This is a genomic window from Delftia sp. ZNC0008, from assembly GCF_000799035.1.
Lineage (GTDB): Bacteria > Pseudomonadota > Gammaproteobacteria > Burkholderiales > Burkholderiaceae_C > Comamonas > Comamonas tsuruhatensis.
This window is the reverse complement of the sequence record NZ_JTKZ01000726.1, coordinates 1-14,440: the sequence shown is the minus strand read 5'-3', so window position 1 is coordinate 14,440 and position 14,440 is coordinate 1. Positions and strand designations below refer to the sequence as shown.

Annotated in this window: 13 protein-coding genes; 7 read left to right on the top strand and 6 right to left on the bottom strand. The window is 65.8% G+C overall.

Annotation, left to right across the window (positions count from 1 at the left end):
* Positions 1-132: 132 nt before the first annotated feature.
* Genes L995_RS23570 through L995_RS23560 form a run of 3 tightly spaced genes read right to left on the bottom strand, consistent with a single transcriptional unit; the run spans position 133 to position 3,528 of the window.
* Positions 133-912: an enoyl-CoA hydratase/isomerase family protein gene (locus L995_RS23570; RefSeq protein ID WP_047473902.1), complete on the bottom strand. Its 780-nt coding sequence runs from the start codon at positions 910-912 to the stop codon at positions 133-135.
* Entirely contained in the window at positions 905-2,500 is a 1,596-nt protein-coding gene (locus L995_RS23565; RefSeq protein WP_046985419.1) for an acyl CoA:acetate/3-ketoacid CoA transferase, read from the bottom strand. Before L995_RS23565 ends, L995_RS23570 begins: the two co-directional genes overlap by 8 nt.
* The gene (locus tag L995_RS23560; RefSeq protein ID WP_047473901.1) at positions 2,497-3,528 is read right to left on the bottom strand and encodes a Gfo/Idh/MocA family protein; all 1,032 of its coding nucleotides are present in this window, start codon (positions 3,526-3,528) and stop codon (positions 2,497-2,499) included. Before L995_RS23560 ends, L995_RS23565 begins: the two co-directional genes overlap by 4 nt.
* A 110-nt stretch (positions 3,529-3,638) precedes the next feature.
* Here L995_RS23560 and L995_RS23555 point away from each other — a divergent pair, with 110 nt between their 5' ends.
* From L995_RS23555 to L995_RS23545, 3 genes are all read left to right on the top strand, one after another.
* Positions 3,639-4,655 carry a LacI family DNA-binding transcriptional regulator gene (locus tag L995_RS23555; RefSeq protein ID WP_017404855.1) on the top strand — a complete coding sequence of 339 codons (1,017 nt, stop codon included), beginning with the start codon at positions 3,639-3,641 and terminating at the stop codon, positions 4,653-4,655.
* Positions 4,656-4,863: 208 nt separating this feature from the next.
* A complete protein-coding gene (locus tag L995_RS23550) occupies positions 4,864-5,847 on the top strand; it encodes a DUF1852 domain-containing protein (RefSeq protein ID WP_034366714.1) in 984 nt (327 codons plus the stop codon).
* 104 nt (positions 5,848-5,951) lie between these two features.
* A complete protein-coding gene (locus tag L995_RS23545; RefSeq protein WP_017404854.1) occupies positions 5,952-6,977 on the top strand; it encodes a methionine synthase in 1,026 nt (341 codons plus the stop codon).
* Positions 6,978-7,145: 168 nt separating this feature from the next.
* On the opposite strand, the gene L995_RS23540 is transcribed toward L995_RS23545, so the two are convergent.
* A complete protein-coding gene (locus tag L995_RS23540; RefSeq protein ID WP_016446312.1) occupies positions 7,146-7,583 on the bottom strand; it encodes an acyl-CoA thioesterase in 438 nt (145 codons plus the stop codon).
* A 217-nt stretch (positions 7,584-7,800) separates the two neighbouring features.
* Here L995_RS23540 and L995_RS23535 point away from each other — a divergent pair, with 217 nt between their 5' ends.
* The 4 genes from L995_RS23535 (at position 7,801) to L995_RS23520 (ending at position 12,865) form a co-directional block, all read left to right on the top strand.
* Complete coding sequence (locus tag L995_RS23535; RefSeq protein ID WP_016446313.1) at positions 7,801-9,501, top strand: electron transfer flavoprotein-ubiquinone oxidoreductase; 1,701 nt, start codon at positions 7,801-7,803, stop codon at positions 9,499-9,501.
* A gap of 404 nt (positions 9,502-9,905) precedes the next feature.
* Positions 9,906-10,877, top strand: coding sequence for an ABC transporter substrate-binding protein (locus tag L995_RS23530; RefSeq protein ID WP_047473900.1), 972 nt, complete (start codon positions 9,906-9,908; stop codon positions 10,875-10,877).
* A 124-nt stretch (positions 10,878-11,001) separates the two neighbouring features.
* Positions 11,002-11,886 (top strand): ABC transporter permease, encoded by an 885-nt coding sequence (locus L995_RS23525; protein ID WP_016446315.1) that lies wholly within the window; start codon positions 11,002-11,004, stop codon positions 11,884-11,886.
* 184 nt (positions 11,887-12,070) lie between these two features.
* A complete protein-coding gene (locus L995_RS23520) occupies positions 12,071-12,865 on the top strand; it encodes an ABC transporter ATP-binding protein (RefSeq protein ID WP_016446316.1) in 795 nt (264 codons plus the stop codon).
* A 67-nt stretch (positions 12,866-12,932) separates the two neighbouring features.
* On the opposite strand, the gene L995_RS23515 is transcribed toward L995_RS23520, so the two are convergent.
* Together L995_RS23515 and L995_RS23510 are read right to left on the bottom strand one after the other, a co-directional pair.
* Positions 12,933-13,319 carry a cupin domain-containing protein gene (locus L995_RS23515; RefSeq protein ID WP_016446317.1) on the bottom strand — a complete coding sequence of 129 codons (387 nt, stop codon included), beginning with the start codon at positions 13,317-13,319 and terminating at the stop codon, positions 12,933-12,935.
* Between the two features lie 76 nt (positions 13,320-13,395).
* A complete protein-coding gene (locus L995_RS23510) occupies positions 13,396-14,208 on the bottom strand; it encodes an AraC family transcriptional regulator (protein WP_047473899.1) in 813 nt (270 codons plus the stop codon).
* Positions 14,209-14,440: the final 232 nt, after the last annotated feature.

The following is a 14,440-nucleotide window of genomic DNA, read 5'->3' as shown; positions in this document are numbered from 1 at the left end:
CTGCATTCACTGCAGGTGCATGGGCTGGAGGCGGGTTCGCGGCAGTCATGGTGGCGGTCTCCTTGGGTGGTTCAGGGGGCAAGGGCGGGACGGCGAATCGGCAGGTCGGCAGGTCGGCAGGTCGGCGCAGATTCAGCGGCCCAGGTAGCGCGGCACGCGCTTTTCCTTGAAGCTGAGCAGGCCTTCGGCTGCATCGGCCGTGCTCGCGGCCAGGGCTGCGGCCATGGCTTCCAGTGCGGCGGGTGCGTCTTCGCCGGCGGCGGCATTGATCAGTTGCTTGGTCAGCTGCAGTGCCACGGGCGCCTGGCCTGCCATGTCGTGGGCCAACGCAGCAGCGCGCAGGCCCAGTTCGCTGGCCGGCACCCGTTCATGCACCAGCCCGCAGGCCAGCGCCTGATCGGCGGACAGCCGCACGCCGCCCAGGGCCAGGTACTTCGCGTGGCCGGGGCCGATCAGCCGCACCAGCCGCTGCGAGCCGGACCAGCCGGGACAGGTGGCGATCGATGCCTCTGGCAGCGCGAACTGCGCCGTATCGACGGCGATGCGCACATCGCTGGTGATGGCCAGCTCCAGCCCGCCGCCGAACGCATGGCCGTTGAGCGCCGCAATCACGGGCTGGCGCAGCCGCGCCCACCGGTCGAACACCTGGTGGCCGCGGCGCACCCACTGCCGCCACATGTCCAGCGGCTGCAGCGCGGCCCAGGCATGGATGTCGGCGCCCGCGCAAAAGGCTCTGTCGCCACGGCCGGTCAGCACCACGGCACGGATGGCGCCATCGGCCTCGATCTCGCGCGCCATGTGCTCCAGTGCGTCGAGCATGCAGGGGGTCAGCGCGTTGAGCCTTGTGGGCCGGTCTATCGTGACCTGGGCCACGGGGCCCTGGCGCACCAGTTGAACCAGGGTCTCAGCCACGGCGGACCTCCCGGGCCTGCAGGGCCAGGCCAAAGGGCGCATCGTGGAACAGGCGCTCATCCATTCGCCGCAGGTCGGGCGCCACCTGCAGCGCCATGCCGGCCTGCTCCAGCACATCGCGCTGCAGGTCCACGCCGGGCGCGATCTCGCGCACGACCAGTCCCTGGTCTTCGAGGTCGATGACGCAGCGCTCGGTCACATAGCGCACCCGCTGCCCGCGCTGGCGCCCGACCAGGCCGCTGAAGCTGATGTGCTCGGCCGTGCCGACGAACTTGCGCGTGCCGCCCTCCTCGAGGATGTCCAGCCGCCCGTCTCCCACGCGCAGCCTGGCGCCGGCCGTGAAAAGTCCGCAGAAGACGATGCGCCGCGCATGGGCCGTGATATCCACAAAGCCGCCGCAGCCGGCCGTCAGATAGGGCCTGGCGCCCAGCCGCGAGACATTGACGCTGCCATCGCCATCCACCTGCAGGAAGGACAGCAGCGTCACATCGAAGCCCCCGCCCTGGAAATAGGTGAACTGCTGGGGCGAGGCCACGATGGCATCGGCATTGGCCGCGCAGCCAAAGGCAAAGCCCAGCAGCGGCATGCCGCCGACGGCGCCCTGCTCTATCACCCAGGTCACCTCGCCATGCAGGCCCTCTTCGAGCAGGATGCGCGGCACATTGGCCGCAATGCCAAAGCCCAGGTTGGCGGCATGCCCGTGCGCCAGCTCCATGGCGGCGCGGCGCGCAATCACCTTCTCGGGCCCCCAGGCCTGGGGCTCGAAGCCGGACAGCGGTTGCGCAACCTCTCCGCTGATGGCCGGGTCGTACACCGTCTGCGTGGTCTGCCACTGATCGGCATCGACCACCACATGGTCCACCAGATGGCAGGGGACGCGGACATCGTGCGGCCTCAGGTGGCCGGCCCTGACGATGCGCTTGACCTGGGCAATGACGATCCCACCGTTGTTGCGTGCGGCCATCGCCTGCTCCAGCGCGCCCAGCAGCGCGCCTTCGTGCTCATAGCCCAGGTTGCCGCGCTCATCGGCCGTGGTGGCGCGCAGGACGGTCACGTCGGGTGCCACAGCGGGAAAGAACAGCCAGTCGCGCCCGTCGAAATGCTGCAGGCGCACTACCGGATGGCGGCTGGCCGGCTCGTTCATCGCGCAGCCCTGCTGTGCGGGATCGACAAAGGTGCCCATGCCCGCCTGGGTCAGCACGCCCGGGCGCCGCGCAGCCGCCTCGCGGTGCATGTCGAACAGGATGCCGCTGGGGATGTTGTAGGCCTGGATCTGGTTGTCCACCACCATGCGCCAGATCGCAGGCATGGGCAGCGAGGACGGGCCGCTGGGATACGAGCCGGCCAGGACACGCGACAGCAGCCCGGGCCGGGCCAGATGGTCCATTCCCTTGATGCCGTACATATCGCCGGCCGCAATCGGGTGCAGCGTGGTCAGGTTGCGCGGAGCACCCTCGCGTTCGAAGCGCTCGCCAATGGCGGCCAGCACCTTGTCGGGGCAGCCCAGCCCGCTGGACGAGCTCACGCTGACGATGTCGCCGTCGCGCAGCAAGGCTGCAGCCTGTGCGGCGGTGATGTGCTTGCTCATGCGGCTGCCCCCCGTTCCCGTGCAAGGGGATTGGCTATGGGCACGGCCCGGCCCGTGCGGCAGGCCTGGGCCATGGCCACCGCCGCCGCCAGCGAGCGCACGCCGTCCTCGCCGGTGGCGGCAGGCAGGCCTTCGCCACGCAGCGCGGCGCAGAACGCGGCCACCCCATGCGCGTAGAGACCGTGGTGCTCCACGGCAATGGCCTGCTCGCCGGCCCCATTGCGCAGCAGCACCTCGCCGCCCGGCCGCTGCGTCATCACATCGCGCCCGATGAGCGAGCCCGAGGTGCCATGGATTTCGATGCCGGTTCCCGCATGCGCCACGGTGAATGCCGCATGCAGTTGCGCCAGCACGCCGTTGTCCAACCGCAGCACGGCCATCACGCCGTCCGCCACGCCGTTGCGGGACAGCGGTCCTTGCTGCTCCAGCGCCACCGCCTCCACCGGCTCAGCCCCCAGGATGAAGCGCAGCGCATCCACGTCATGCACGCCGATGTCGAGGATCACGCCACCGGCCTCGGGCCGCTCCAGCCGCCAGCCCTGCACAGAGGGCGGCAGCTCGATGGCGTGGAAGACGCGCGCAAACAGCGGCTGGCCCACGGCGCCATCGCGCACCAGCTCGCGCATCCTGCGGTGCGTTGCCGCGTTGCGCAGGTGGTGGTTGGTGCCCAGCACCACGCCTGCGGCCCGACATGCCCTCACCATGTCCAGCGCCTGCTGCACGGTCAGCGCCAATGGCTTCTCGCATAGGACATGCTTGCCGGCCGCTGCCGCAGCAAGGACCTGGGCGTGGCGCAGTTCGTTGTCGGAGCTGACGTAGACCACCTGGACTGACGGGTCGGCCAGCATGGCGGGCACCGAGTCGTAGGCGCAGGCAATGCCCTGCTCGGCAGCAAACTGCGCCGCGCGCTTTGCACTGCGGCTGGCGACCGCCGCCACCGTATGCCCGCGCTGCGCGCGGATGGCACCGATCATGTGATCGGCAGCAATGGTGCTGGCCCCTATCAATCCCCAACCGACCTCGCTCATGATCTCCCTCCATGTATTGATAATTTCTATTGGAACTTTCTAATTGATTATTGGAACGTTCCAAAAGAAGATCAAGCACAATCGCGCCGACCCAGGGAAAACACCGAACCATGATGAACAAGCCCCCTTCCGTGCGCGCCGTGACCATCCTTGACGTGGCGGCTGCGGCCCAGGTCTCCAAATCAACGGTGTCGCTGGTGCTCAAGGGCAGCCCCCTGATTCCGGCCGAGACATCGGAGCGCGTGCGTGCAGCGGCAGCGCAGCTCGGCTACGTCTACAACCGCCGCGCCGGAGAGCTGCGGCGCCAGTCGTCCAACATGGTCGGTGTCGTGATCAACGACCTGATGAATCCCTTCTTTGCCGAGGTGCTGGCGGGGCTGGAGCGCAGGCTGGCCGATGCCGGCTTCATCACGCTCATGGCCCACACCAGCGAAAGCCTGGAGCGCCAGCAAAAAGTGCTGACCACCATGCGCGAGCACAACGCGGCAGGCATTGCGCTGTGCCCGGCGCTGGACACGCCGGCCTCGCTGGCGCAGGACCTGCAGTCATGGGGCATTCCCCTGGTGGTCATGATCCGCACGCTGGGCGAGGGAAGCTACGACTTCGCAGGCGCCGACAACGCCCATGGCGTGGCGGCGGCCACGCGCCACCTGCTGGCGGCCGGGCATCGCCGCATCGGTTTTCTGGGAGGGCTGGACGGCCTGATGCTGGAGCAGCGCCTGAGCGGCTGCAGGGCCGCCTTTGCCGATGCGGGCCTGGCTTTCGATGAAGATCTGGTTTTCTCCGCCAGCCCCACGCGCACGGGAGGGCATGACGCCATGCGCAGCCTGCTGGCCGCGCAGCCAGCCATCAAGGCGGCCATCTGCTACAACGATCTGGTGGCCTTTGGCGCACTGTCTGCCCTGGACGAAAACGGACTGCGCGCAGGCAAAGACTTCGCGCTCATGGGCTTCGACAACGTGTTCGATGCCGCGCATTCCCATCCCCCCCTGAGCACGGTGGACGTGCGCCCCGCCGAGCTTGGCGAACAGGCTGCCACCTTGCTGCTGGCACGCATGGCCCATCCGGGCCAGCCCCGCCAGCAGTTGTTGGCCAGGCCCAAGCTGGTGCTGCGCCAGTCAGCCTGAAGACCGCGGCGCGGTCGGAACTGGCCCGGATACCGACTGGCTCCACCGCGCTGAGCGGGATGCGCTCCAGCCTGCCGGCTTTTGATGAACCAAGCTCATGGTTTCATGAAATAAGACCACTTTACTTCATCGATTGCCGTCCATAACATCCGCACCTATTGCTTGCCCGCAGTTTTCGGCAAGGGCATGAATCAGGTCGCAGATCACAATGAACCAAGAACTCAGCTTCCATCTCAAGCGCATTCGTTTCGATGAAGACTATCAACCATCGGACAGCACGCGCATTACCACCAACTTTGCCAATCTGGCCCGTGGCGATTGCCGGCAGCAGAACCTGCGCAACACGCTGAGGATGATTGACAACCGCTTCAACGACCTGGCTCACTGGGACAATCCCACGGGAGATCGCTACTCGGTGGAGCTCGAGATCATCTCGGTCGAAATGGGAATTGGCGCCAGAAACGGCCTTGGTGCGTTTCCGTTGATCGAGATATTGAAGACCAGCATCCTCGACAAGAAGAACCACAAGCGCATAGACGGCATCGCAGGGAACAATTTCTCCTCCTACGTGCGCGACTACGATTTCAGCGTTGTGCTTGCGCAGTACAACGCCAACCGATCCGAATTCGGCACCCCCGATGATTTTGGCGACTTGCATGGAAAGCTGTTCAGGCAATTTTCCAGTTCAGGCACCTACAGGCAGCACTTCGACAAGCCGCCCGTCATCTGTATCAGCGTGTCCACCAGCAAGACCTACCAGCGCACCGGAAACCGGCACCCCATACTGGGCATCGAGTATCGGCAGAGCGAGTTCTCCTCGACCGACCGGTATTTCGAGAAGATGGGAATGCAGGTTCGCTTCTTCATGCCTCCAAATGGCGTTGCGCCACTGGCCTTCTACTTTCACGGCGACCTGCTGAACGACTATACGAATATCGAGCTGATCGGCACGATCAGCACCATGGAGACCTTCCAGAAGATTTATCGCCCCGAAATCTACAACGCGAATTCTGCAGCCGGGATGCTCTATCAACCCAGCCTGAAGAATCACGATTACTCGTCGACGCAGATTGTCTATGACCGGGAAGAGCGCAGCCAGTTGGCTGTCAAGCAGGGCAAGTTTGCAGAGCAGCACTTCATCAAGCCGTACAAGAATGTGCTTGAGCAATGGGCTGCCGATTTCGCCCTGTAGCCACCCGCCGCCATGCCTGCCATGGCACCCAATCCGTGGCGGGCCGGGAAAACCGTCCCGGAGCACGCCCGCCATACCCCTGTTTGATTTGAAGGAATTCCCAGATGTTCGAAACCTCGATCGCCGGCAGCCTGCCCAAGCCCGCCTGGCTGGCTGAAACCAACAAGCTCTGGCCCCAGTGGAAGGCCGAAGGCGATGCGCTTCGCCAGGCCAAGGCCGATGCAACCCTGCTGTGGATCAAGGCCCAGGAAGACGCAGGCCTGGACATCGTGTGCGACGGCGAGCAGTCGCGCCAGCACTTCGTGCACGGCTTCCTGGAGCAGGTCGAGGGCATCGACTTCGAGAACAAGGTGAAGATGGGCATCCGCGACAACCGCTACGACGCGATGGTGCCGCAGGTGGTGTCGGCCCTGCGCCTGAAGGGCCGCGTGCATGCCTTCGAGGCGCAACTGGCACGCGCGCACACCAGGAAGAAGCTGAAGTTCACGCTGCCCGGCCCCATGACCATCGTCGACACCGTGGCGGACCGCTTCTATGGCGACAGGGTGAAGATGGCCTTCGCCTTCGCCGAGCTGCTCAACCAGGAGGCCCTGGCGCTGCAGGCCGACGGCGTGGACATCATCCAGTTCGACGAGCCCGCCTTCAACGTCTACATGAAGGACGCCGCCGACTGGGGCGTGCAGGCGCTGGAACGTGCGGCGCAGGGCCTGACCTGCACGACGGCCGTGCATATCTGCTACGGCTACGGGATCAAGGCCAATACGGACTGGAAAAGCACCCTGGGCGATGAATGGCGCCAGTACGAGACGGTGTTCCCCGCGCTGGCCAAGAGCCGCATCGACCAGGTGAGCCTGGAGTGCATCCACTCCCACGTGCCGCCCGACCTGATGAGGCTGCTGGCCGGCAAGGACGTGATGGTCGGCGTGATCGACGTGGCCAGCGACGTGGTCGAGACCCCCGAAGAGGTGGCCGACACCATCGGCCGGGCGCTGGAGTTCGTGCCGAAGGAGCGGCTGTTCCCCTGCACGAACTGCGGCCTCGCACCCATGGGCCGCGACGTGGCGTGGCGCAAGCTGCAAGCGCTGGCAGAAGGCACGCGGCTGGCAAAGGAGCGGTTGGCCGCTGCGTAAGTCGCGCCCGGCCGCCACGCCGGGCTACCCAGGGCTGCGATGGATCTGCAATGCGGCAGAACAAAAACCCCAGCGCACCCTGCATCAAAGGGCTTGTTCGTCCGGACCGGGCCAGCCCCGCCAGCCATTGCTGGCTACACGTCGGCTGGTACAGCGGGCGAGCCTGAGTCAACCTGGGCCAGCCGTGCCGCCCACCATCTCCCGCACCCAGCCCGGCAGCTCGACGGCCTTCTGCCTGGGAAAGTCCACCCAGATGACGGTGCCGCCACCGGCCGCGCAGATCACGCCGGGTTCGGAGACGCGTTCCATGGTTCCCCAGGTCTCGAAGGTGGTGCGGCCGGGGTCGCTGACGTACATCTTGAGCAGTACTTCGTCGGGATAGGCCAGCTGCTGGTGGAAGTTGCAGAACGCATTGACGATGACCGGCCCCTGCCCGCCCGGCGTAGGCGCCATGCCCGCTTCAACCATCCAGTCGATGCGGGCAGTCTCCAGATAGCGGAAGTACATGGCGTTGTTGACATGGCCCATGGCGTCCATGTCGCCCCAGCGCACTTTGAATCGCATCTCGTGAACCCATTTTTTATATTCTGGAATCTCTATGCGCATGCCTGCAGTCTCCTTGTTGTAGCGCCACCGCAAGGCACCATGCCCCGCAGCCCCCGGTCACTGTGCAGCAGGGCGGATTCCCGCGCTGTCACCTATCAGCAACGACGGGGTCCACGCACGTCATAGAATCCACCGCATTGCGGCTTTTGCGCTGCAACCGAACAAACGTTCGGTCTGCCGACCATCCTGTTTTTCAATATCCAAGCGAGACACCCCGATGACGAACGAAGAAATCCTGGCCCAGTACGGGCCGCGCGAAGCCATGGAATACGACGTGGTGGTGGTCGGCGGCGGCCCCGGCGGGCTGGCCACGGCCATCCGCCTCAAGCAGCTGGCGGCCGAAAAAGGCCAGGATGTCTCCGTCGTCGTGCTGGAAAAGGGGTCGGAACCCGGTGCCCACATCCTGTCGGGCGCCATCATGGACCCGCGTGCGCTGACCGAGCTGATCCCTGACTGGAAGGAAAAGGGCGCGCCCCTGACCCAGCCCGTCACCGATGACGCCATGGTCTTCCTGGGCGAGAAATCCGCCCTGCGCACGCCCAACTTCCTGCTGCCGGCCTGCTTCCAGAACCATGGCAACTACATCGTTCGCCTGGGCTACGTGGTCAAGTGGCTGGGCGAGCAGGCCGAGGCACTGGGCGTTGAAATCTTCCCGGGCTTTGCTGCCGCCGAGGTGCTCTACAACGAGGACGGTTCGGTCAAGGGCGTGGCCACCGGCAACATGGGCATCGGCAAGGACGGCGAGCCCACGGGCGAGTTCCAGCTGGGCATGGAGCTGCACGCCAAGTACACGATCTTTGCCGAAGGCTCACGCGGCCACCTGGGCAAGCAGATCATCGCCAAGTACCAGCTGGACGCCGGCAAGGACCCGCAAAGCTACGGCCTGGGCATCAAGGAGCTGTGGGAAATCGACCCGGCACGCCACAAGCCCGGCTTCGTGATGCACACGGCCGGCTGGCCCATGGACAGCAAGACCTACGGCGGCGCCTTCCTCTACCACCTGGACGACAACAAGGTCACGCTGGGCTTCATCACGGGCCTGGACTATGCCAACCCCTACCTGAGCCCCTTCGAGGAATTCCAGCGCTGGAAGACCCATCCCAACATCCGCTACTACCTGGAAGGCGACGAGTCCAAGGGCATCAAGCCGGCCAAGCGCCTGGGCTACGGCGCGCGCGCCATCACGGCCGGCGGCCTGCTGTCCCTGCCCAAGTTCGTGTTCCCGGGCGGCGCGCTCGTGGGCTGCGACGCAGGTTTTCTGAACGTCAGCCGCATCAAGGGCAGCCATGCCGCCATCAAGACCGGCATGCTGGCCGCCGAGGCCGCCTATGACGCCATCGTCGCGGGCCGCCAGGGTGACGAGCTGGGCGCCTATGTCCAGGCCTTCGAGAACAGCTGGCTGTACGAAGAGCTGAACAAGTCGCGCAACTTCAAGGCCTGGTTCAAGAAGGGCCTGACCACAGCCACGCTGATGAACGGCATCGAGCAGTTCGTGCTCAAGGGCAACATCCCCTGGACGCTGCACCGCGACAAGCCCGACCACGCCTACCTGAAGCCGGCGGCCGAGTGCAAGCCCATCGACTACCCCAAGCCCGATGGCAAGCTGACCTTCGATCGCCTGTCCAGCGTCTTCATCAGCAACACCAACCACGCCGAAGACCAGCCCGCCCACCTGACGCTCAAGGACGCCTCGGTGCCCGTGGCCATCAACCTGGCCAAGTACGCAGGCCCCGAGCAGCGCTACTGCCCGGCCGGCGTCTATGAGTTCGTGGACGATACGGCCCAGGGCGGCAAGCGCCTGCAGATCAACGCCCAGAACTGCGTGCACTGCAAGACCTGCGACATCAAGGACCCCACGCAGAACATCGTCTGGGTCACGCCCGAAGGCGGCGGAGGGCCGAACTACGCGGGCATGTGATCCGCGCGCCACACCGGCCCTTCTCTGAAGCCTGCCCAAGCCTGCTTGTGCAGGCTTTTTCTTTGAGCCTCGTCAAAGCAACATCGGTGCAGAAAGCATAGAAGGCCATCCGAAATGCCATCGCACGCAATAAAAATGCACGGCAAAGCCAAAAACAGGCCCTTGAAGACGCAAACCTGCATCGCCAAACCTGTCCAAGACGCATGAAAAAGTTGCACCTAGGGCATTCCCCGCAGATTTCATGCCAATTTTTAGATACAAACCTATAGGTGAAAACCGGGTCGTCCAAACGCCAAGGCGTACAGGGCGGCTGCAGTAGACTTTGCCGCGAAGCGCCGCGACCGTCCTGTGCGGCCTTCTGCTGAGCAAACAGGAACAACCACAAGCACGTTGGAGATACACGTATGAAGCACTTGTCTTGGGCGCCCCTGGGCGCGCTGGCCCTGGCAATTTCCGCCATTGCGGGCGGCGCCCACGCCGCTGACGAGAAGTCGGTCGCAGTGACCGCCATCGTCGAGCATCCTGCACTCGACGCCGTGCGCGACGGCGTGCAGGCCGCGCTCAAGGAAGCAGGCTACGAAGCCGGCAAGAACCTCAAGTGGCAGTACCAGAGTGCCCAGGGCAACACCGGCACGGCCGCGCAGATCGCTCGCAAGTTCGTGGGCGACAAGCCTGATGCCATCGTCGCCATCGCCACGCCCTCGGCCCAGGCCGTGGTCGCCGCCACCAAGTCCGTGCCCGTGGTGTTCTCCGCCGTGACCGACCCCGTGGCCGCCAAGCTGGTGCCCAGCTGGGAGCCTTCCAAGAACAACGTGACCGGCGTGTCCGACCTGCTGGCCCTGGACAAGCAGATGGAGCTGGTCAAGCAGGTCGTGCCCAACGCCAAGCGCGTGGGCATGGTCTACAACCCTGGCGAGGCCAACTCCGCCGTGGTCGTCAAGGAGCTCAAGACCCTGCTGCCCAAGCTGGGCATGACCCTGGTGGAAGCCGCCGCTCCCCGCTCCGTGGACGTCAGCAGCGCTGCGCGCAGCCTGGTCGGCAAGGTCGATGTGATCTATACCAACACCGACAACAACGTGGTCTCGGCCTACGAGTCGCTGGTCAAGGTCGGCCAGGACGCCAAGATCCCGCTGGTGGCCTCGGACACCGACTCCGTCAAGCGCGGCGCCGTGGCTGCCCTGGGCATCAACTACCGCGATCTGGGCGAGCAGACCGGCCGCATGGTGGTGCGCATCCTCAAGGGCGAGAAGCCCGGCGACCTCAAGACCGAAGTCAGCACCAAGATGGAGCTGTTCGTGAATCCGGGCGCCGCCGAAAAGCAAGGCGTCAAGCTGTCCGACGCACTGGTCAAGTCGGCCGCCCAGGTGATCAAGTAATACCCGGGGTTTGCCTGCCCGGGACCAACCCGGGCAGTGCGCCCACGGTGGCAGGCGCCATGGCAACATGGCCCTGCCCTTTTTTTAAGTCGTTTTCCGTTCCCACGCGCCTGTCGCTCTTCCTATGTCCCTCTTTTCATTGCTCGGTGCCGTCGAGATCGGCCTGATCTTCAGCCTGGTGGCGCTGGGCGTCTTCATCTCGTTCAGACTGCTGCGCTTTCCCGACCTCACGGTGGACGGCAGCTTTCCGCTGGGCGGCGCCGTCTGCGCCATCCTGATTTCCACGGGCACCAATCCCTGGCTGGCCACGCTGGCCGGCACGGCCGCTGGCGCCGTCGCGGGCCTGATCACGGGCTGGCTCAATGTGCGCCTGAAGATCATGGACCTGCTGGCCTCCATCCTGATGATGATCGGGCTGTATTCGGTCAACCTGCGCATCATGGGCGGCCCCAACGTGCCGCTGATCAACGAGACCACGCTGTTCACCCTGCTGCAGCCCGACAGCGTGGCCGACTATGTGATGCGCCCGCTGATCCTGTTCGTCATCGTCGTGCTGGCCAAGCTGGGCCTGGACTGGTTCTTCGCCACCGAGCGGGGCCTGGCCATCCGCGCCACGGGCTCCAACGCCCGCATGGCACGCTCGCAGGGCGTGAACACCGGCGCCATGATCCTGCTGGGCATGGCGATCTCCAACGGCCTGGTCGGCCTGGCCGGCGCGTTGTTCGTGCAGACCCAGGGCGGCTCGGACATTTCCATGGGCATCGGCACCATCGTCATCGGCCTGGCTGCCGTGATCGTGGGCGAGTCCATCCTGCCCTCGCGCCGCATCGTCTGGGCCACGCTGGCCGTGGTGGTGGGCGCCATCGTGTACCGCTTCTTCATTGCAGCGGCCCTCAACAGCGATTTCATCGGCCTCAAGGCCCAGGATCTGAACCTTGTCACCGCGCTGCTGGTGACCGTCGCCCTGGTGATCCCCCAACTGAAGCGCAAATTTGCGCAAAGGAAATGACACCCCCTGAGCGGCTATGCCGCTTCCCCCTCTCTACTCGCTGCGCGAGGGAGGGGAACGACGCCTTCGCTGCGGGGCGGTGCGGCCGGCCTAGGCCCTTGCTAGGCGTCCCTGAGTTTGGACCGCGTCAGTTCAAGCACCACGCCTTGAGCGACTGAACGAAGAAATACCGGAGATTGCACTCATGCTGAGCGCACAACAACTCGAAATCACCTTCAACCCCGGCACGCCCATCGAAACGCGGGCGCTGCGCGGCATGTCGCTGGACATTCCCGACGGCCAGTTCGTCACCGTCATCGGCTCCAACGGCGCCGGCAAGTCCACCTTCCTGAACGCCGTCTCGGGCGACCTGTCCGTGGACAAGGGCCGCATCGAGATCGCCGGCCAGGACATGACGCGCCTGCCCGTGTGGGCACGTTCCGAGCGCGTGGCCCGCGTCTTCCAGGACCCCATGGCGGGCACCTGCGAGGACCTGACCATCGAGGAAAACATGGCCCTGGCCCAGCGCCGCGGCACCTTCCGCCGCCTGAGCCGCGCCGTCAAGGCCGAGATGCGCGACAACTTCCGCGAGCGCCTGTCCATCCTGGGCCTGGGCCTGGAAAACCGCCTGACCGACCGCATCGGCCTGCTCTCTGGCGGCCAGCGCCAGGCCGTGAGCCTGCTGATGGCGGCGCTGCAGCCTTCGCGCATCCTGCTGCTGGACGAGCACACCGCCGCGCTCGACCCGCGCACGGCCGACTTCGTGCTGCAGCTGACGGCGCGCATCGTCTCCGAGGCCAAGCTCACCACCATGATGGTCACCCACAGCATGCGCCAGGCGCTGGACGTGGGCGAGCGCACGGTGATGCTGCACCAGGGCCAGGTCGTGCTCGACGTCAGCGGCGAGGAACGCGCCCGCATGGACGTGCCCGACCTGCTGCAAATGTTCGAGAAGGTGCGCGGCGAAAAGCTGGCAGACGACGCGCTGCTGCTGGGCTGAACGCCCCGCACTCCAGGAAACAAGGGGCGCTGCGGCGCCCTTTGTTCATGGGATGGCTACGGGCTGGCTAAACCCACACGTCGTTCAACGCCGTCCTCTCGCCGCCTTCCTCCCCGGTGTTCAGCACACCGCGCGGCTCGATCAGCATGAGGCGGGCTTCCCGCTCGGCGCTGGGCCTGTGCTCCGTGCCTTTGGGGACCACGTAGAGCTCGCCCTGGCGCAGCAGCACATGGCCATCACGGAAGTCGATGCGCAGCTCGCCGTCCAGCACCAGGAAGGCTTCATCCGTTTCGGCATGCGAGTGCCAGATGAACTCGCCCTGCACGCGCACGATCTTGAACTGGTAGTCGTTCATTTCGGCAACGACGCGGGGGCTCCACTGGCCGGTGAAGCGGCTGAATTTGTCGGGGAAGTTGATGGCCTCGCAGGGGCGGTTTTCAACGGGGAACGTCATGGGCAGACCTTATGAAAGCGTGTGAAGCCTCCATGCTAGGAAGCGCCTTCCCTGCGGTCTTGCACGATCGTGCAGCTCAGGCCGCGCCCAGGCGCCTGAGCCAGCGTGCGGGCGGCACGCCATAGGCCATGGCGAACTGGCGTGCCATGTGGCTCTGGTCGAAGAAGCCGGCCTGCAGTGCGGCATCGGCCACGCCCTGCCCCGCCAGCAGCAGGCGCCGCACGGTGTCCAGCCGGCGCATGGTCAGGTAGCGGTAGGGGCTGGTGCCGTAGAGCGCGCGGAAATCCCGGCACAATCGCCAGCGGTCCAGGCCGCTGGCCTGGGACAGCGCCTCCAGGGTTACGCCCTGCTCCAGCGAATCATGGATGCAGGCGCGGGCGCGCTCCACGGCCACCAGGTCCGGCAGACGCCTGAGCTTGCGCCGACCGGCCACGGCCTCCAGGGCCAGCGCCAGGTCGTAGAGGGCATCGTCGCGTGCCAGCGGCTCAAGGTCCTCGCCCAGGCATTGCAGCAAGGGCAGCAGCGCAGCCTTGAGCCGGGGATCAGCCGAAAGTCCTCCCTCGACGAAAGGCAAGGGCCTGCCGCCCAGCACCTGCTGGATCAGGGCCGGCTCCACATAGACCATGCGGTAGCGAAAGCCCGCGTCGGTGCCCGCGTGGCCGTCATGCAATTCATCGGGATGCAGCACCATGGCACCGCCCGGCAGGCTGTGCCGCTGGCTGCGGCGGTAGGCAAAGCTCTGCACGCCGGACAGCGTCAGGCCCAGCGCGTAGGTGTCGTGCCTGTGGGGCGCGTAGCCGTGCCCGCCGAAGTAGGCCTCGATGCGCTCCAGGCCTGCGCCCAGCAGCGAATGCCGGACCCAGTCGCTGGAGATGCTCGTTTCTGCCATGTGGGTTGGTGGTGAGGGGTGTGCAAAGCAGCCGCAGATGGTAACTGCGGGCCAGTGACCTCAAGGCGAGCAGGCAGGCTGCTCCGCGCCCGGCACGGCCTGAATTGCCGGTGCGCGGCGCATGGCCGCCGACACCACCCACCCCAGCAGCGCGATCAGCGCGGCACCCCATTCGGCCTGCTGCAGCCCCCGGGCGGTGGCCTCGCGCAGCGCAACGGGCGCCGTGAGTCCA